This window comes from Clostridioides sp. GD02367 (assembly GCF_045900275.1).
Taxonomy (GTDB): Bacteria; Bacillota; Clostridia; order Peptostreptococcales; family Peptostreptococcaceae; genus Clostridioides; species Clostridioides difficile_A.
In genome coordinates this window covers 1-19,648 of the sequence record NZ_JBJODK010000013.1, presented here as the reverse complement: position 1 = coordinate 19,648, position 19,648 = coordinate 1, and the positions used below count along the sequence as shown (strand labels likewise).

Here is a 19,648-nt window from a genome sequence, read left to right as displayed (position 1 = left end):
GGAGGATATTGGTGTTAAAAATAGAATAGTATTATAGGTATAGTTTTTATAACTTTGTATACATAATATACAAAACAACTTGTTTGAGGAAGGGGATATTATGTAATTGTAGATTATGTAGATTTAAATTATTTATTTTTGTTTTAGCAAATTCTATGAATAGAAGGGGTTTGATTATGGATACTAAAAAAGAAAATAATTATGAAAATTATATTTGTGTGGGTTCATCAAATGTATCAAATGCGATGAAAATGTATTTAAAGGAAATTGAGGAATACAAAATGTTGTCAGCAGGAGAAGAGGTAGAGCTGGCTAAGGAAATAATCAACTCATCTTCAGTAGCAAAAGAAAAGTTTATAAATTCAAATTATAGGTTGGTAGTGAGTATAGCAAAAAGATATAAAAGAGACAGTATTGATATGTTAGACTTAATTCAAGCAGGAAATATAGGACTTATAAAAGCAGTAGAGAAGTACGATTATAAAAAAGGATACAAATTTAGCACTTATGCAACTTGGTGGATAAAACAAAGTATAACAAGATATATTGACGATTGCGAAAATACTATTAGAATACCTATACATCTTCATCAAAGAATAAATTTTGTAAAGAAAAAGAAACAAGAACTTTTAAATGTATTATTAAGAGAACCAACTGTAGAGGAGATTGCAGATGCATGTGGTCTTGAAGTTGATAAAGTATTGGAATTATTAAGAAGAGATAAAAATGTTGTATCTTTGGATACTCCATTAAAAGAGGATGAAGATAGTAGTTTAGTTGAATTTATACCATCAGATGCTGATTTTAAGGATGTTGTGATACGAGAAGTTGAACAACATAATTTAAAAGAAAAAATAGAAGAATTGCTTACAGGTCTTGGAGAACAAGAACAACAAGTTTTAAGAATGAGGTTTGGGATTGATGATGATGACCCTAAGACATTAGAACAGATTGGTAAGGTGTTTGGAGTTACTAGAGAGCGAATAAGACAAATAGAAGCTAAAGCAATAAGAAAGTTAAGACATCCAAGTAAGTTAAAACAATTAAAGCATTTTTATTAATATTTTTAAAGAGAATATAAAAAAGTAGGAGAAAGACTCTCCTGCTTTTATTTTTTTATAGAAGATAGTAGTTATAAATAGTAACTATTTTCATTTTTTATTTTTGTAAATGAATAGTTATTTAGTAAAAGTGATTAAAATTTTTCAAAATAGATAAAATATGTTAAAATATAACTTAAAAAAGATGATAAAAATGATTATATCTTTTCCTTATGTGGAGATTATTAAGTTATAAGAAATTAATAAGATGAAATTTAGAGATATAACCAATATAAGTGTTTTTGTTTTACTAGGATTAGAAAATGATAACTCCATTTCTGTGGATTCAATTAAATTTATACTATTAGACTTAAATTACAAATGTAGAAAATGTTGTAGAAATAAAAACATAAAGACAGTGTTATTTACGATATATTAAAAAATAAACACTGTTATTATCTTTGTAAAATGTGGGAATAATAGATTAAATTGTATGTAATAGGCTATCTTTACTGAATTAAAAGAAGTGGGTTAGAAGTGGAGTGATAAAATGAGCAAGGTGGCGAAAGCGACTTTTTATTTGATGATAGTTACTGTAATCTCTAAGATTCTTGGAATGGGTAGAGAATTAGTGCTATCATCAATTTATGGTACAGGCTTATATACAGAAAGTTATTTAACAGCTATGAATATACCAAATATTATATTTGCAGCAATTGGCACTGCTATAGTTACTACTTTTATTCCTATGTATCAAGAAATAAGTAGTAAACAAGGTGAAAAGCAAGCACTAAAGTTTTTAAATAATGTTTTAAATATAATAGTTGGTATATGCATAATTGTTGCTATATTAGGTATTATTTTCTCAAAGCAACTTGTAAGCATATTTGCTATAGGATTTGAAGGAGAGAGATTTTTACTTACTGTAAAATTTACTAAAATATTGATAACAGGAATAATATTTATAGGTATTACTAGTGTTATGTCAGCATTTTTACAAATTAAAGAAAACTTTATCGTAGTTGGATTTGGGAGTATACCTTATAATATAGTAATAATTATTTCAATAATGTTAAGTACAGTATTGGGACCATACATACTTCCAATTGGTGCTGTGATTGCTATGGTAGTTCAGCTACTTTTTTACATGTTTTTTGTTAAAAAAACAAACTACAAATATTTATACTATCTAAATTTTAAAGATGATAGCCTTATTAAATTATTGTCATTACTTTCACCAGTATTTATAGGTGTTGCTGTTAATCAAGTGAATTCATTGGTGGATACAACGTTAGCCTCTACACTAGTTAAAGGTAGTATTCCTGCACTTACTTATGCAGATAGATTAAATGGTTTTGTTACAGGGACATTTACAGCTTCAATAGTATCTGTTATGTATCCGATGTTATCAAAGTTAAGTGCAGAAAATAATCAAAAGAAATTTACAAGCTCGGTTAAATCTAGTATAAATATGATAATAATCTCTATGATTCCCATTTCAGTTGCATCCATTTTCTTTGCAACTCCTGTTGTTAGAATCATTTTTGAGAGAGGGGCTTTTGATGCTAGAGCAACTCAAATGACAGCTACTGCTCTAACCTTTTATGCAGTTGGTATGACTGCATTTGGTTTAAGAGATATTTTAGGGAAGGTATTTTATTCATTACAGGACACAAAAACACCTATGGTAAATGGGATTATATCTGTATGTGTAAATATAGTGCTAGATTTGATTTTAATAAGACCAATGGCTCATGGTGGTCTTGCACTTGCAACTAGTTCATCATCAATCGCATGTATATTATTACTTTTCTGGAATTTAAAAAGAAAGGTTGGGTATTTTGGTCAAGATAAAATAATAAAAGCAACTTTGAAATCTTTAGTTGCATCTTTTATTATGGCTATTTTATCATACTTTACTTATAAATTTGTATTTGGGATTTTTGGATTAGGTACATTTAATGAATTTATATCATTAACTATTTCAGTTTTAGTTGGAGGAGGAGTTTATACATTATTAATGACTATTTTTAAAGTTGAAGAAGTCGACATGATACTAAATATCGCAAAAAGAAAACTGCATTTAAAAAGGTAGTTTAATTATATTAATCACACATTTAGGAGGATTTTATGAAACATATACTAAAAACGGTAGACCATACCATTTTAAAAGCGACCACTACATGGGAAGATATTAAAATTTTATGTGATGAAGCTGTAAATATGAATGTAGCATCAGTTTGTATACCACCTTCATATGTAAAAAGAGCTACAGAATATCTAAATGGGAAAATGAAAGTATGTACAGTAATAGGATTTCCTCTGGGATATCAAACTACTGCTACAAAAGTATTTGAAGCAAAAGATGCTATTGAAAATGGAGCAGATGAAGTTGACATGGTTGTAAATATTTCAGATATAAAAAATAAAGATTATAATAATATAGAAAATGAGATAAAAGAAATAAAAAAAGTTATTGGAGAGAACATCTTAAAAGTTATTATAGAGACATGTTATTTAGATAAAAATGAAAAAATAAAGATGTGTGAGATAGTGACAATATCAGGTGCAGATTTCATAAAAACATCTACTGGAATGGGAACAGATGGAGCTACTTTAGAGGATATAAAACTTATGAAAGAACATGTTGGAAAAAATGTAAAGATAAAAGCTGCTGGAGGAGTTAAATCAATTTCTGATGCAGAAAAATTTATAGAAGCAGGAGCTGAAAGGTTAGGAACTAGCTCGATATGTAAGATATTAAAGAATGAGAATATAACAGAGTATTAAAGCTTTGAATTTATTGATAACTAGTAATGATTAAAATTTAATTATGAATATACTAAATAAAAAACAGAGGAAATTTTTCCTCTGTTTTTTATTTAGTATTGACAGATAATCTTTTTCAAGATAATATAAGTTATATAGTTAGTTACTTGAGTAATTAACCAATAAAGAAAGGAGGAACCTATGAAATTAGTATTAAACAATGAAGAACCTATATTTATTCAGATAGCACAAGCAATTGAAGATGAGATATTATCAAATGGGATAAAAGAAGAAGAACAGGTTCCATCAACAACAGAGCTTTCAAAGCTTTATAAAATTAATCCAGCTACAGTGTTAAAGGGAATAAATATACTGGTTGACAAGAATATTCTATATAAAAAGAGAGGTATAGGGATGTTTGTATCAGAGGGTGCAAAAACTATTATAAAAGAAGCTAGAAAGGAAAATTTTAAACATAATTTCATAAAAAATCTACTTCAAGAAGCTGACAAATTAGAAATAAATAGAGAAGAATTGGTTGATATTATAATCAATTTCAAGGAGGATATAAGATATGAATAATTCTATTAAAATAAAAAATTTATCTCATAGTTTTAAAAAACAAAAAGTTTTTAGTAATATGTCTATAAATTTTGAAACAAATAAGATATATGGTTTATTAGGTAAAAATGGAGCTGGAAAAACAACACTGTTAAACATCATAGTAAATCAGTTAGTTCAAAATGAAGGTGAGATAGAAATATTAGGAAAGAACTTAAAAGAAGATATAGAAGTATTGGAAGAAGTTTGTATTGTCAGAGAAAAAGAATTTTATAGTCCAGATTTTAAAGTAAGTCAGATATTTGAGTATTCTTCTAATTTTTATAAAAATTACAATAAAGGATTAGAAGAAGAATTATGTAAATATTTTGATTTAAATACTAAAAAAAAGTATAAACAATTGTCACGAGGAATGAAAACTATACTTTCAAATATAATAGGGGTTTGCTCTAATTCACCTATAACTATATTTGACGAGCCAACAATAGGTCTAGATGCAGTAAACAGACAGGAATTTTATAACATAATTTTAGATAATTATATAAAAAATCCAAGAACGATAATAATATCAACTCATTTGATTGATGAAATAGATGACTTATTGGAACATGTAATAATATTAAATGAGGGTAAAATTATTATAGATGAAGAAATTGATGTTATAAAACAAAAAGCTCATTATATTACTGGAAACAAAGAGGAATTAGAAAAATTAGAAGCTATAAGAAATATAAAACCTAAAAAGACATTTGGGAATACAGTTGCTTATTTTTACTATGGCGATTTCAATGAAAATGATGAAAAGGTGATTAGAAATTCAAATATCAATGTAGGATACATAGGATTACAAGACATGTTTGTTAACATGACTAAAAAGGAGGGCTTATAAGTGAATGAATTAAAACCATATATAAAATTTTTTAATAAAAATACTAAGTTATATATAATTACATTTGTAATTATGGGAATTGTTATGAGTATTTTGCCAGTAGTTACTCTTAAGGTTTTTGGTGAGGTATCTAAAGATAATCTATATACAGCTGTGAATCCTATTTCAACATATCTGACTATACTGATATTTGTGTATAGTATAAATATGGTAAATAGAGATTTTTCAGGCGCTTTAAGTATAAGAGCAAATAGAAAAAGTTGTATAAAAGCTATTGTGCTGAATTTAATTATTTTAAGCTTTATAATTTCTATTGTAGGTATGGTTTTGATTTTTTTATCAAAGTTATTTATAGAGATTATAACAGGTTATAGTGTAGACCTGTCAGTTATACTAAGAAAAGATATGATTTGGACATCTATATCTGCACTAATAGAGCCAACAACATCAAGTGTGCCACTAACTTATTTAAACTATTTTGTACAAATATGTATAAATGAAATATGTATAGGTTTTATAGGAGCATTATTAGGTGCTTTTACGTATAGAGTTAGAAAAGCTAGCAGTGTTGCTATATTGATAGGATTACCTGTACTAATCATAATTTATATAGTTAATTTTGCAACTAAAAATATTAACAAGATACTTATGTATTTAGAAAAGATTATTTATTCATTTCAGAATCCTTTTATTTTATTAGGGACAAAAGTAGGAATTATAGTTATTTGTATAATATTTATAATTTTATTGCTTAGAAAGGCGCCAATTAAAGATTATGCAAATGACTTATTATAAATAAATTAAAACCTGCCCTAAAATCAAATTTATAAATTTGTATTTTAAGGTAGGTTCATTTATTTTAATAAGTATATATTATTAATAGTTATATCTACTTTTATATTTTTTTATAAGTGGAATAGATATAAATATGGTTAGAATTTCAGCAAATGGGACAGTAAGCCATAATCCAGTTAAGTTCAACATAGGAGGAAGAATTACGATTCCTATGATTATAAAAACAAAGGCACGACTAAAAGATATAATAGCTGAAATTTTTCCATTGTGAAATGCTGTAAAAAAACCTGACGCAAATATATTTATACCAACAAATAAAAAAGCAAAGGCAAATATTTTTAATCCGTGTAAAGCTAAGTCAAATACTTCGTTACTTGGACTTACAAAAACTTTAACAATAAGTGGTGCGAAAACTAAAGCAACAATAAACACTAAAATAGATGAAACAAATATGAATTTTAAAGAATGTTTAAATGTTTCTTTTAATTTATCACTATTTTCAGCACCAAAATTATAACTTATCAATGGAGATACTCCAGCAGCAAATCCTAGATAAACTGATGTCATTAAAAAATGAGCATACAAGACTATAGTAAGAGCTGCAAGTCCATTTTCTCCTGCTATTCTTAAGGCAACTATGTTAAATAAGAAGGTTGTAATTCCTGTAGATAACTCTGTAACCATTTCAGAAGAACCATTTATCATAGTATCTCTTATAAGTCTAAAATCAGTTTTTGGCTTTCTCAGTTTTAGTGTAGACTTACTTGATAAGAAGTAAATAATACCTAAAATGCAAGTAAAAATAATACCTATAGCAGTTGCAACTGCAGCGCCTAAAAGGCCCATTCCAAAACATTTGATAAATACATAGTCTAATATTATATTTGTTACACCACCAATGACTGATAGAAATAAACTAAATTTGGAGTTTCCATCAGTTCTTATAAAGTATTCAAATATAAACTTTAAAATATAAAATGGTGTACATAAAATCATAACTTTACCATAAGTTATGCAATAGGGTAGTAATTTATCTGTTGCTCCAAGTAAAATAGATATTTCTTTTACAAAAAAATAAGAGATTACTGTGAATAAAACCCCAACAATCAATGAAAACAAAACTATAAAAGAAAATGTAGAGTTGGCCTCATCTTGCCTATTTTCGCCCATACGTATAGAAACTATAGCTCCTCCTCCAGTTGCCATCATTATTCCAAATCCACAAACAAGGTTGATTATAGGTAGTACAATATTTATACTAGCAAGAGCATCTGAACCAACTAATGTTGATACGAAGATACCATCTATTATTGTGTATAAAGATATAAATATCATGGATATAATTGCAGGAGAAACAAATTTTAGAAATTCAAAAGTAGTGAATTTTCTTGTAAATAAATTTTCCATAAATTTTACCTCCTTTTATTACTCTCTATATATAATAAGCTATATAGTAACTATATAGTCAAGAAAAACTTTGTTTATACGATAAGTGGCTCTAAATCAACGGAGAGCTATATAGAAATGAATTTGTATTTGACAATTGATGAACTTGTATTAATAAGAATAACTATACTATATTAATAAAACTCAATTATGAAAGATATTGATTTTGCAAATAAAAAAGAACTTAATATTATATTAGAGATTGTAAAATTTAGAGATAATTATAAAAACCAAATTCTTTGCTAGCTTCTTGTGGTAGAATGAAAGTTTTATGAAAGAATTTTATTCTACCACTTATATGAGTAAGTTATTTAATTTAGTTCTTTATAGAGTTGATTAAATATATGTATATTTTATAGACCTAGATTTTCTCCTACCAATATTACCTTTATTTTGTTTGCTGGACGACTTATTCTTGTAGTTACCATATATGCGCAACAACTTTCAGGGCTTGTACAATCCATACAACTTCCATTGATATAACAAGGAGTGTTTACATTTTGAAAACGTTGTACAACTGCTGGAGCAGCAATTGTTCTAGCTCTTTGAACTGCATCATCAATATTTTTAACAATTTTATTCATACCAGCTACAACTATAACACTTTTTGGACCATATATCATTGCGGCTACACGATTTCCATTTCCATCAATATTGAAGAGTTGTCCATCTTCACTAATTGCATTACTACTCATCAAAAAAGTATCACATAGAAGTGCTTGACGCATAATTTCTATTCTTTCTTCTGGAGTCTTTGCTAAATCTCTATCGATGACTTTGAATCCTTTGTCTCTAACAGCAGTTTGTACTCCCATTTCTTTAAGCGTTTCAGAGCCTCCCCATGATACTACATGATTTTGAGGAATCAAATCTAAAATTTGTTGTAAAGCATCATTCTTAGTTTTACAGTAATAAGCATCAAAATAACGTTTTTTAAGAGATTTAATGATATTTGGTCCTAACTTATCATATCGTTTTTCCAATGGTGTTTGTCTTATCATACTAAAATCACTCCCATATTTAAATTTTAAGATTATAACCACAAATTATTAATGTAGTTATAATATAGTTATAACATAAATATTTATTTAGGATAATATTTACTATCAAAATTTTAATAAATCATTACATATATATACTTATAAAAATATATTTATTGATATTTTTAGGTTTATATTTATCAAAAATAGAGTTATTAATTATAGATGATTAGTTTTTCATAAATAAATGATTTGAATTATATAGAATATAAAAAAATAAAGGTACGATTTATGTGTACCTTTATTTTGGTTAAATAGATAGAGATTAAAAGAAATTATAATTACATATTTTTATAACTTTCCAATATTCTAATATAGTGGTTGGCTTCTCTTAATACATGGTCTGCTAAAAGTGGTAATATTATAGACCTTATCTTACATTCTTCTATTCCTGAGGTACCTGCTTCTTTAAAATCCTTAAATTCAACAGTTTCATTTAATGTTTCATCTGTAATACTTGCTACATCAGTATCAGTCATTTCATTTGTTTTTTCAATTAATTCATTGAATTTTATAGCAAATTCATTTGCAGTATTTATTAGTTCGCTTTCAGATGGGTCGAGTAATCCTCTCATAAATAGTGCGTGTTCCATCATAATATGGTCCCAGAATAATTCTATTTCTTTGAAATTTTTTAAATCAATATCTACTTTATTTTCAAGGTCAATTACATAGGAACGATACAAGTTTGCTTCATGTATTATATGTTCAATAAGTAATGGATAGTTTGAAGTGAATAAGGTGCATGATAGTACTCCATCTAAAACCCTTTCTTTTAAATTAATAAGTCCATCAAGTAATCTTATTGCATCAGAGTTAAGCTGAGTTACATAGTCTACTAAATCTTGACCAACCTGTGGGTTTACACCACTTTGTAGGTTCAATTCTCTTGTAGTTAAGTTTTGATTTATTTCTATTCCTGTAAGTTCTTCAGTTTTTTGTTCTGCATTCAATGTAAGAGTAGTTACAATCTCTTCTGAATATAATATATCAGGTCTAATTATACCATTACTAGCACTAACAGCATATGATAATAAATCTTCAAATTGTTTTTTATAGTGGTCAGCTTCCATAGCAAGATTATAATCTTTATGTGTAAATCCTGCCTCTAGAAAAAGAGAATGTTCTTTCATAATTCTTGCAAAAAATAAATGTAATTCTAGTGATAAAATAGCATACTTTTGATTATCTATCATAATTTCCTCCCTTTAGAAAGTATCTTACTTATAATACTTTATTCCTAATATTTAAATTTATGTATATTAGGGATAAATTAACTAAATTTTAGAACTGCTTTTCACTAAGCTATAGTATTTAAAGGACTGTTATTTAGGCAAAAATAATCAAAAGAAGTATTTTATAAATAAACATAAAGACAACTATATAATAATTTTTGTTATCTGTTTTTTTGAAAAAAGATTTAAAGATTTATTGGGCATACAATTTAGTTGTTTAGTAGGTATCAGTATATTACTTATAATAATGAGGCAAGTAAATATTAAAGTATATAATGATTCAATTTTAAGTTGTAAAAAAAGAGGATTTAGGTTACTTGTTTTTCCTTTTAATAAATTTATACTTAGATTTTAAGTGAATTATATATTTTTTGTTTAAAACTCTAATTAATTAAGGAATGAGAAAGTATTATTCTTTAAAAAATATTTTATACTAATTACACTATAAAAAATAATAAAAGTGTGAGTTTACTAAATTATGGGTAAAACTTCAAAAAGAATAATATATTAGATATAATTAGATTATTATGTTATAAAAAAATTATTGGAGTAATTAATTTATGACATTTTACATAGAATTTGCTATAATATATTTAACTTTGAAACAACAATAAATTCATTGTATAAATTACTAAAAACAAGTGGAGATAAAAATTGAAAGATAAAATCGATTTTAAGATATAAAAAATATTTTTATTATCTAATATGGTTTTAGGTTGAGTGTAATTAGGGTTTATAAGCTATTTTATTGTTAGTAGTATGTAAATTATTAAAAATAAATACAATAGTATTTTAACATGAGTTAATCTAAATAATAATGAATAAGTTAACGAAATTATTGAAAAATTTTTGGAGGAAAACTGGAATACTAGAATTGGTAGTTGAAAAAGATTTTTGGATATATTCAGAAATTTCAGTATAATTAGTGATGATGACAGTTGCAACTGTAAAATTTTAGTATACGTCAAGGCCACAATAGAGGGGATAAGTAAGTTTTATAATAGGCATCGTTATCCTAAAATAAATAGGAATGGAAACAATAACTATCATCCTTTAGCTAAATAAACATGGCTTAGTACAAAATAATAAAGAACCCAAGTTTAATGCCCCACTTTTTTGTACTTGAAACGTTGAGGGTATATCTATTTGGGTGTGAAAATAATTCCTGTAATTTATAGAATAATAATATTCCATACAAGGATTATAAAATAAAGATTAGAGAAGAACAACATTTTTATACATGTTTGTGCTTGACCAAAGTGAAAGGAATGATAAAATATATGAAACTAAAAAATGCACTCAGATTAGCTTTTATTGTATTAACATTAATACCTATTATGATTGTTTCAGTTTTATTATATAAAAGTGGTTTTGAACTATCAAAAAAAACTTATGCAAATAATTTAAATGAAAGTATAAATGTACAAGGAGATTATATATCTCAAACAATTGAGTCAGATATAATTTATAATAGTAGTTTTGCTAAAAAAACGTTGAATAAATATAATGAAAATAAAAACAAAGAGTATTTAATAGAAGCTTTTACCTCCTATCTAGATATTACTGAAGATAAAATTATGGCTAGTATCATGATAGATAAGGATAATAAATTGGTTTACAGTACAGGTGAAAAAATAATAGTTGATAAGATTTATAATCAGGTACCAAATAAAATAGAAGATGAAAAACAAAAAGTGTTAGAATTTAATCTATCACAAAATTCATATAGTTTGGGAATTTTGACTCCAGTCTGGATTAATGGTGAATATATAGGAAGCATGATTTCAGTTTACAATGAATCTTTTATATTTAAAATTATTAGCAGTTATTACGATATAAGTGATACTGCAACTTATATTTGTAGAAAGAATGGTGAAACTATTAATTATAAAGGTTATTATCATAGTGAAGATAATCAAATCATTAAGATTGAAGATGACTTTTCGAAGAATTCTTTTGGACAAATTGAGTCAAAAATAGGAGAAGAAAATACCTTTGGATATTATAAATCAATTCATAATACTCCTTGGTATTTAGTAATTCTAGTGGAGGATAGTTTAATTTATAATTTTACAAATCAATTTATTTATATTTATATTATAATCATTACATTTATATTTATTGCAGATATTTTGTTGGCATTTTATTTTACAAATAGAGTAGTTAAACCAATAATAAGTTTAATCAAAGTTATGGATGAATATCAGAATAATTTAGATAGAGAGATTTTGGATAATGAAAAGAATGCAGGATATTACGAAACAAAGTATCTAAGAAAGAAATTTTTTGAGTTGATGAATACGGTATCATTAGCTCAGCACAACTTTAAGGGGATTTATCAGTTATATCAATCAAATGATATGAGAGATATTAATATTGATATCGATGTAAAGGAACAAAAGATTTATAGTAATAAAGAAAATTTTACTGAATTGTTGAATAGAATTGAATTAGATGAAAATGATTGTGTTATAGAAAATTTTGTAAAATGCTTTTGTAAAGAAGATGAAAACAAATTACGTAGCATTTTTGAAAATATGAGGGATAAACACCTTGCAACATCAGTTGAGGTAGAAGTCTATACTTCACATTTGAATCAAAGATGGTTTCATGTAGTTATTGTACCTTTATATGAGGATAGTAGACTTTCTCGTTTATTTATACAGTTACGTGATATTAGTGGATTTAAAAAGCAAGAAATTGAATCGAATAAACAAGCTAGGAGAGATTCTTTAACAGGGTTATATAATAGACTTGGACTTATGGATTATGTTCATGATGGTTTAGAAAATAACAGAAGTAAAATGTATGGAATTTTATTTGCAGATATGAATTATTTCAAGTTGGTAAATGATTGCTTTGGACATAGTGAAGGAGACAGGCTTCTTATTCAGATAGGAAATGATTTATTATCAATTGTTAAGGATTACGGAATTGTTTCAAGATTAGGTGGGGATGAGTTTATAGTTTTGCTTCCTATTACTTCAGAAAATGATTTAACTGACATAAAGTCAAAGATTGAAGAAAAACTAATTTATAAATATGAATATGAAGAAGAACAATTTATTATTTCTGCTAGTGTAGGAAAAGCAACATGGGATAGTGATTCAACATCAACATTTGAAGAATTATTAAAACAGGCAGATGAATCTATGTATCGAGTAAAGCGACAATTAAAGGCAAGCATCAAATAAATTATATTTAGAAAAATCAAAAATTAAAATGTATGCTACATATACTGCCCAGACTAGATTAAATCAGTCTGGGCTAAAGTTCCAATCGATATATAATGAACTATGTGTTGAAGAATGGTATGAGAAATTTGATACTATAGAAACATATCCTATAATTACTTTGACTCACGATAAATTGAATTGTATTGAATTAATCCTTGAGGATTTATATGGATTCCTTTTATATCATTTAAGGCAGCACTTAATACCATTGGATTTTGTAATATGATAATAGGGGAATCTTGAGTGACTATAGAATTTACTTTTTCATATATATCTTGTTTCTTTTTTTTATCATCTTCTTTTCGAGCATCTGCTAGCAATTTATCTACTACAGGATTACTGTAATTACTTGAATTTTGAGTCTTACCACTATTAGTTCCCAATAAAACTGGAAGCACACCATTTGGATCATTATTAAATGCCCAACCAACTAGAATAGATTCATGTTTACCCTCATTCATCATATTTGCAGCTTCCTGCATAGTAACTAAATTATAATTTAATTTAATACCTACTTTAGCTAAATCTAATTTAATAAGTTCTAATGTATTTTTTCTGATTGTATTGATGGTTATTACATTTAATTCTAACGTATTTTCATAGCCAGATTCTTTTAATAATCGTTTTGCTTCTTCTGGATTATATGTAATTTCAGGTTCTTTATATCCCATAATACCTTTAGGTATTAAACTTACAGAAGGTATACTGTAGCCATGATATATACTATCAGTAATTTTTTGTCTATCGATTGCATAACTCATAGCTAAACGTATTTTTTGATTATCAAAAGGTGGAAACTTTGTGTTAAGTGATAAATACTCAATTTTGGATGAAGGAGATTGTAATAATGTAACATTGTCAGATAATTTCAATTTGTCACAATCATATGCAGAAACACTAAATAATATATCAACATCTCCATCTAACAGAGCTGTAGTTCTATCTTGCTCTGTAACAATAACTAAAAAATTGAGATATTTAGATTTTGCCTTTTCCAAATAATAATCATCAAATCGCTCTAATGAGATTTTTTTATTTTCTATTCTTTCAATAAGTTTAAATGGGCCACAACCAATTGGTTTGGAAAAATCATATCCCTTAGATTCAACTACATTTTTTGAAACTATAGAGGTTTCTGCTTTGGCAAATAATGAAGGTAATTCAGAGTAAGGTTCATTTGTAACAATTTCAAATGTAGTATCATTTATTTTTTTTACACTTTCTAAAATTTCAAGAGCCTTTTGTGTTCTTCCTCCAAGCATAGCACGTTGAATACTAAATACAACATCTTCTGCTGTCAAAGAAGAACCATCATGAAATTTAACATTATCTTGAATTTCAAATTTCCAAGTATAATCATCTATCCTTTTTTCACTTTTAACAAGTAATTTTCTTAATTGCAGATTATCATCAAAATCGTACAATGTTGTGTATATATTTCTGAGAATAGCTTCTGAGAAAATGTCAGAAGTCATCATTGGATCAAACGATAACATATCTTGTGTTAAAGCAATTTGAATTGGTTTTTCTTCTGATGTTTCATTTTTACCAGAGCTACAACCAGTAAATAATGCCAATGTAAGTAAAGCAATAATTAATAATTTCAAATTTTTGTACATATTTTTATCTCCCTCGTCTTAGTTATAACTACTTAATCTTAAAATTTATTATATCAAAATTTATTAGAAAATCATACAATACAAATTAGTATTAATAAGAAAGTTTATGGTAGAGTTTTCTTTATATCAAGTTACTTTTAATTGTTAAGAATTTTAGCTATTTTATGTTAGACAAAACTATATTTATAATTGTCTTTTTATAACCATATTTTTTCTTTAAAAATAATAAATTACTAGTCTGTCAACCATATTTTTTTAATTAATAGAATTAATTAATAGCACTAACAATAAGTAAGCTTAAAGAAGAATTAGTAATTTAAGAAGATTTTAATCTATAAAGTTAAAGAGGTCGAATCAAAATGGAGATAGGCCTATTTTTATTCCTGAAATGATGAAAATATATTTGCTTTCATATAAAAAAGAGTGCCTCATGGACTAAAAAGCTTATTTTGAGACACCTTATTTCACACTTAATAATGGATAATTATTATTTATGTAAAATACTAGTAATTTTGTTTATTTATATTATTAAATCATCAAGAGACTGTATTTTATTTTTGAAACAATGTCACAATTCATATGATATTCTTATTGAAAATCCTAATAGTCAAAAACATTCTTACATATCATATGTTGAATTTAAGAAAATAAGTTATTTAAGTTTATAATTTAGCTCTCTACAAATTATTCTTGCTGTTTCCTCAGCAACTTGACCTGTAAATAATATACATTGGTCCATATGTTCCTTTGTTCCAAGTGTCATTCCTTTTGTAAGAATTCTACAACATAAAGAATTATTTTTTCCTTTAAAAAAATCATGCAATTCTTTTGATAGTTCCATAGCTTTATTTACTTTTTCATCTTTAGCTTCACTTCTACCAAAGAATAATCCTAAAGCCATTATGCCACCAGTTATAGCTCCACATGTACACCCTGATCCTCCTATTCCAACAGGAAATCCTGATGCCATAGATATAATTTCATCTGTTATATCCAATTCAAACTCATCTTTTATAACTTTAACGACTGCTTCTGAACAATAAAAGTCACCATTACGATAATATTGTTCTGCTGTAACTCTTACTTTTTCTAAATTTATACTTTTCTCAGATTTTACTACACCACTATTCATAATTTTTTATCCTCCTTATATATAATAAATTAATCTCTTAATTAATAATAACTTATTTTTTATATTGTGAAATGCAATGAGTATTTTCAGACAATGTATCACTTGTTCTGTAAAAATCAAAAACTACATTATGAATGTAACCAGTACATATTTTACAGATATATGGTATTTTCACTAGAAATTGAAACAATTATTATATAATATATTGAATGTTAAGTATCATGCACATTTGTAGTTTATATTATAATCTATGAGTAATTGTTTTTCAATGGACTGTGGTTGAAGATTTAAGAGGGAATTGTAATGAATGTATTGAATAATGTCATAGAGACAATAGAAAATAAAGGGTATTTATTTTTTAAGTAAACCCATACTAATAATAAAGTATTGATTCAATATAGGATAAAGGAGTAATGTAGAGTATGAAATATTTTGTTATTGAAGGCATTATAAAAGATTCAAATTTAATTGATGAAAAAATTATGAAAAAGCACATGTCTTATACTCAAAAAGCGATAGATGATGGCTTAATCTTGATGTCTACACTTAAAACAGATATGAGTGGAGGATTGTTTATTATGAAGTCAGAATCAATTGAAAAATTGGAAGAGTATTTATTTAATGAACCTCTTAAAACTTTTGGTGTGCAAGATTACAAAGTCATAGAGTTTTCGCCCCATTATTTCAATAAATCATCTGCTGAGTGGTTTGATGATTAAAGATGTTTATTGTGTCAAACTAAAAAATATTTAGTAGACGTTAATGTTTTTAAACCTTTTCTTTCGTCACAAAATAAAAAAACTATAATGAAAATTATTACTTGAATTAATGAATAATTAGAAATAGGTAAGGAGTATCTTATATAATATACTTCTTACCTATTTTAATAAGTAGAATTTTATAACAAAATATTTTGTAATAGCATGTTTATATGTTTAATTCAAATGTAAAATTGTCAATTAATCTAGTTTTTCCTATAAATACAGCAATTGCCACAAGTATAGAATCTTCTATTTCTTTAACTGGTTGTAATGTATTACTGTCTACAATTTCAACATAATCTATTTTTGCTAAGGGTTCAGCGTTTATGGTAGATATTATTAAATTTTCTAATTTTTTTACGTCTAAAGTTCCATTCATTAACTCTTTTTTTACGAGATTCAGACTTTTATTTAAAATCAAAGCTGATTTTCTTTCTTTTTTTGAAAGATATGTATTTCTCGAGCTTTTTGCTAAACCATCCTTTTCACGAACTATAGGACAGCCTATTATCTCTGTATCTATATTCAAATCCTTGACCATCCTTTTAATTACTGCTAATTGTTGAGCATCTTTTTCTCCAAAATAAGCTTTATCAGGAGTTACTATATTTAGAAATTTTGAAACAACCAGGCAGACACCTCCAAAATGAACTGGTCTCTTAGAACCACAAAGAAAATCTGTAAGTCCAGATACACTTATGGTAGTACAGTTGCCTTTTAAATACATTTCTTCTGATGAAGGATTAAAAACTACTGATGCACCACTATCCATACAGTATTTAAAATCTTTTTCTATATCTCTTGGGTAGCTATTAAAATCTTCATTAGGTCCAAATTGAGTTGGATTTACAAATACACTAACTACTACTTTATCATTTTCTTTTACAGCTTTTTTAATAAGGCTTTGATGTCCTTCATGTAAAAATCCCATGGTAGGAACAAGCCCTATAGAATAGCCAGATTTTTTCCAATCTTTAATTACATTTCTTAGTGATTCTATTTCCTTTATAAGCATTTTGTACCATCCTTAATCTTAGTATAATTTTTCTAATTCAGATTCATTTATTGAAAAGCTATGTTTTTCTTGTGGAAATGCACCAGTTTCAACTTCTAGTATGTAATTTTTAATTGAATCTTTCATTATATCTCCTATATTTGCATATTGTTTTACAAATTTAGGTACAAAATCTCCAAACATACCCAACATATCTTGATAAACTAAAATTTGACCATCACAATTAATTCCTGCTCCTATCCCTATTGTAGGAATTGAAATAGAATTAGTTACCATCTCAGCTATTTTAGCAGGAACGCCTTCAAGCACAATAGAGAATGCTCCTGCTTTTTCTATTGATTTAGCGTCCTCAATAAGTTGTTTTGCTGTTTCACTAGTATTTCCTTGAACTTTAAATCCGCCAAATGAATTTACAGATTGAGGTGTTAGTCCTAAATGACCCATTACAGGTATTTGAGCATTTACAATGCTCTTTATTTGTTCTATAACGTTTGAACCTCCTTCTAATTTTACCGCATGTGCCCCGCCTTCTTTTACAAGTCTACCAGCATTTTTCACGGCATCTTCGATAGAAATATGGTAAGATAGAAATGGCATATCACTTACTATTAAGGCATTTTTCACACCATTTTTCACAGCTTTTGTATGATATATAATTTCATCTATAGTAACAGATAGAGTGTTTTCTTCACCTTTTATGACCATTCCTAATGAATCTCCTATTAAAATACCATTTATATTACATTCATCCATTAGTTTTGCCATTGAATAATCATAAGCAGTAAGCATAGATAACTTTTTTCCTTTACTTTTAGCATTTTTAAAAGTCAGTATAGTATTTTTCATCGTTTTTTCCTCCTAAAATTTTGTAAATCTCTTTGTATTTTTCAGATTTACTTATTAAATTTTCAACTGCGTTTTCTGTAGAAATACTTTTTGTACATTTTAATGAATCTTCATTTTCCAAGGCTATTATTTTTAGTAGATTTAAGGATAGAATTTTATAAATATCTTCATCTTTCTCATCTAATGCTGATAAATGTTTTTTTATTGGTGTTATATCCCCACGGACAATAGGTCCAGTAAGGGCTTTAGAAAATCCATTATCAAGTATATTTTCTATATTTATTTTGACTAAAGGATTTATAGCTTTTAAAGCTTCTTCCTCAGATAAACCCAATTTGATAAAGTAATTTACACCTACATTTAGTAAAGATAACACTAAATTTGAAACTAAAACATTAGCTAAATGATAAGTGGATGAAGTATTTTTATCTCTTATAAAGAATTGATTACCCAAGCTATTTATAAAATCTTGAATAAATAAATCATCTTTTTCATTATCACCTTCTATGGAAAAACAAATGTCTTTCATTTTTTTTATATCAGTATTTTTATTGGAAAATGCAAATATAGGATGGATAGAATAAATTAATGCACCTGCTTTTTTTGAACAGAACAATATACTAGATTTTAAAGAGCCACTTGTGTGGCAAATATATTTATGTTTTAAATTAAATTTGGAAAGTTTTTTGTCTATAATTTCAATAGAATCATCTGATGTTGTAATAAATAATATATCGTTTTCATCAATAATGTCTTTCAAGTTACTGTAAATTTTTGTTTTTGTTAAATTTGTTGATTCTAGTAAAGATAATTGATTTCTTCCATAAAAACCTGTTACATAATAAGCCTTTGACAAAAAATAATTTGCCAAAGATGTACCAACTTTTCCGGAACCAATAAATCCTATTTTAATAGTACCACCTCCACTTTGTGATACAACATCTTAATTTCCAATCTCATTCATGAAGATATGAGTTACATAAGACAAAATAATTAAAAACATTTAAAGTATAGTTCTCATAACAAGATACCATCCATGGATATTTTACCATTTAAATGAAAGATTGACAAATAATTAAATAAAAGTTGAGTAAATATACTTTTATTTATGTTGTATTATTTTGATGGAGGTGTAGTTGACTTTGAAAATTATTAAAATAATACCCTTGTAAAAATAATAAAATAAAGACATTTATATAATGTATATGAAAGATGAATTATTTTAATAAAATAAAATATAAGTAAAAAAATTATGATATTTATT

At 26.3% G+C, this 19,648-nt stretch carries 16 protein-coding genes; 8 read left to right on the top strand and 8 right to left on the bottom strand.

Going from position 1 to position 19,648, the window contains the following annotated elements:
- Positions 1-176: 176 nt before the first annotated feature.
- The 6 genes from Q3223_RS15350 to Q3223_RS15325 all read left to right on the top strand — a co-directional run bounded on the left by Q3223_RS15350 (position 177) and on the right by Q3223_RS15325 (position 6,054).
- On the top strand, positions 177-1,061 hold the full coding sequence (locus Q3223_RS15350; RefSeq protein WP_021384276.1) for an RNA polymerase sigma factor RpoD/SigA: 885 nt from the start codon (positions 177-179) through the stop codon (positions 1,059-1,061).
- Positions 1,062-1,590: 529 nt separating this feature from the next.
- Positions 1,591-3,135: a murein biosynthesis integral membrane protein MurJ gene (gene murJ, locus Q3223_RS15345; RefSeq protein ID WP_407812161.1), complete on the top strand. Its 1,545-nt coding sequence runs from the start codon at positions 1,591-1,593 to the stop codon at positions 3,133-3,135.
- A 35-nt stretch (positions 3,136-3,170) separates the two neighbouring features.
- A complete protein-coding gene (deoC, locus tag Q3223_RS15340) occupies positions 3,171-3,830 on the top strand; it encodes a deoxyribose-phosphate aldolase (protein ID WP_054269993.1) in 660 nt (219 codons plus the stop codon).
- 180 nt (positions 3,831-4,010) lie between these two features.
- Positions 4,011-4,391 carry a GntR family transcriptional regulator gene (locus Q3223_RS15335; RefSeq protein WP_054269994.1) on the top strand — a complete coding sequence of 127 codons (381 nt, stop codon included), beginning with the start codon at positions 4,011-4,013 and terminating at the stop codon, positions 4,389-4,391.
- Positions 4,384-5,259: an ATP-binding cassette domain-containing protein gene (locus Q3223_RS15330; RefSeq protein ID WP_407812160.1), complete on the top strand. Its 876-nt coding sequence runs from the start codon at positions 4,384-4,386 to the stop codon at positions 5,257-5,259. The genes Q3223_RS15335 and Q3223_RS15330 overlap by 8 nt, the downstream gene beginning before the upstream one ends.
- The gene (locus Q3223_RS15325) at positions 5,260-6,054 is read left to right on the top strand and encodes an ABC transporter permease (RefSeq protein ID WP_074178992.1); all 795 of its coding nucleotides are present in this window, start codon (positions 5,260-5,262) and stop codon (positions 6,052-6,054) included.
- Positions 6,055-6,135: 81 nt separating this feature from the next.
- Here the strand turns inward: Q3223_RS15325 and Q3223_RS15320 are convergent, their stop codons facing one another.
- From Q3223_RS15320 to Q3223_RS15310, 3 genes are all read right to left on the bottom strand, one after another.
- Complete coding sequence (locus tag Q3223_RS15320) at positions 6,136-7,461, bottom strand: MATE family efflux transporter (RefSeq protein WP_054269997.1); 1,326 nt, start codon at positions 7,459-7,461, stop codon at positions 6,136-6,138.
- A gap of 392 nt (positions 7,462-7,853) precedes the next feature.
- Positions 7,854-8,501, bottom strand: a complete 648-nt coding sequence (locus Q3223_RS15315; protein ID WP_407812159.1) for a lactate utilization protein — start codon at positions 8,499-8,501, stop codon at positions 7,854-7,856.
- Between the two features lie 320 nt (positions 8,502-8,821).
- The gene (locus Q3223_RS15310) at positions 8,822-9,736 is read right to left on the bottom strand and encodes a DUF2935 domain-containing protein (RefSeq protein ID WP_219673512.1); all 915 of its coding nucleotides are present in this window, start codon (positions 9,734-9,736) and stop codon (positions 8,822-8,824) included.
- 1,319 nt (positions 9,737-11,055) lie between these two features.
- Between Q3223_RS15310 and Q3223_RS15305 the strand changes: the two genes are divergently transcribed.
- Entirely contained in the window at positions 11,056-12,969 is a 1,914-nt protein-coding gene (locus tag Q3223_RS15305) for a diguanylate cyclase domain-containing protein (protein ID WP_231300658.1), read from the top strand.
- A gap of 155 nt (positions 12,970-13,124) precedes the next feature.
- Here the strand turns inward: Q3223_RS15305 and Q3223_RS15300 are convergent, their stop codons facing one another.
- The gene (locus Q3223_RS15300) at positions 13,125-14,630 is read right to left on the bottom strand and encodes an ABC transporter substrate-binding protein (RefSeq protein WP_074178996.1); all 1,506 of its coding nucleotides are present in this window, start codon (positions 14,628-14,630) and stop codon (positions 13,125-13,127) included.
- 652 nt (positions 14,631-15,282) lie between these two features.
- Positions 15,283-15,762: a C-GCAxxG-C-C family protein gene (locus Q3223_RS15295; RefSeq protein ID WP_054270002.1), complete on the bottom strand. Its 480-nt coding sequence runs from the start codon at positions 15,760-15,762 to the stop codon at positions 15,283-15,285.
- Positions 15,763-16,184: 422 nt separating this feature from the next.
- Between Q3223_RS15295 and Q3223_RS15290 the strand changes: the two genes are divergently transcribed.
- Complete coding sequence (locus tag Q3223_RS15290) at positions 16,185-16,481, top strand: YciI family protein (RefSeq protein WP_054270003.1); 297 nt, start codon at positions 16,185-16,187, stop codon at positions 16,479-16,481.
- A 208-nt stretch (positions 16,482-16,689) separates the two neighbouring features.
- On the opposite strand, the gene panC is transcribed toward Q3223_RS15290, so the two are convergent.
- From panC to Q3223_RS15275, 3 genes are read right to left on the bottom strand one after another with little or no spacing between them, the layout of a single operon-like run.
- Positions 16,690-17,538 carry a pantoate--beta-alanine ligase gene (gene panC, locus Q3223_RS15285; RefSeq protein ID WP_227832488.1) on the bottom strand — a complete coding sequence of 283 codons (849 nt, stop codon included), beginning with the start codon at positions 17,536-17,538 and terminating at the stop codon, positions 16,690-16,692.
- A gap of 18 nt (positions 17,539-17,556) precedes the next feature.
- The gene (panB, locus tag Q3223_RS15280; protein ID WP_074179000.1) at positions 17,557-18,384 is read right to left on the bottom strand and encodes a 3-methyl-2-oxobutanoate hydroxymethyltransferase; all 828 of its coding nucleotides are present in this window, start codon (positions 18,382-18,384) and stop codon (positions 17,557-17,559) included.
- Positions 18,359-19,291, bottom strand: a complete 933-nt coding sequence (locus Q3223_RS15275; RefSeq protein WP_407812193.1) for a Rossmann-like and DUF2520 domain-containing protein — start codon at positions 19,289-19,291, stop codon at positions 18,359-18,361. Before Q3223_RS15275 ends, panB begins: the two co-directional genes overlap by 26 nt.
- Between the last annotated feature and the right edge of the window lie 357 nt (positions 19,292-19,648).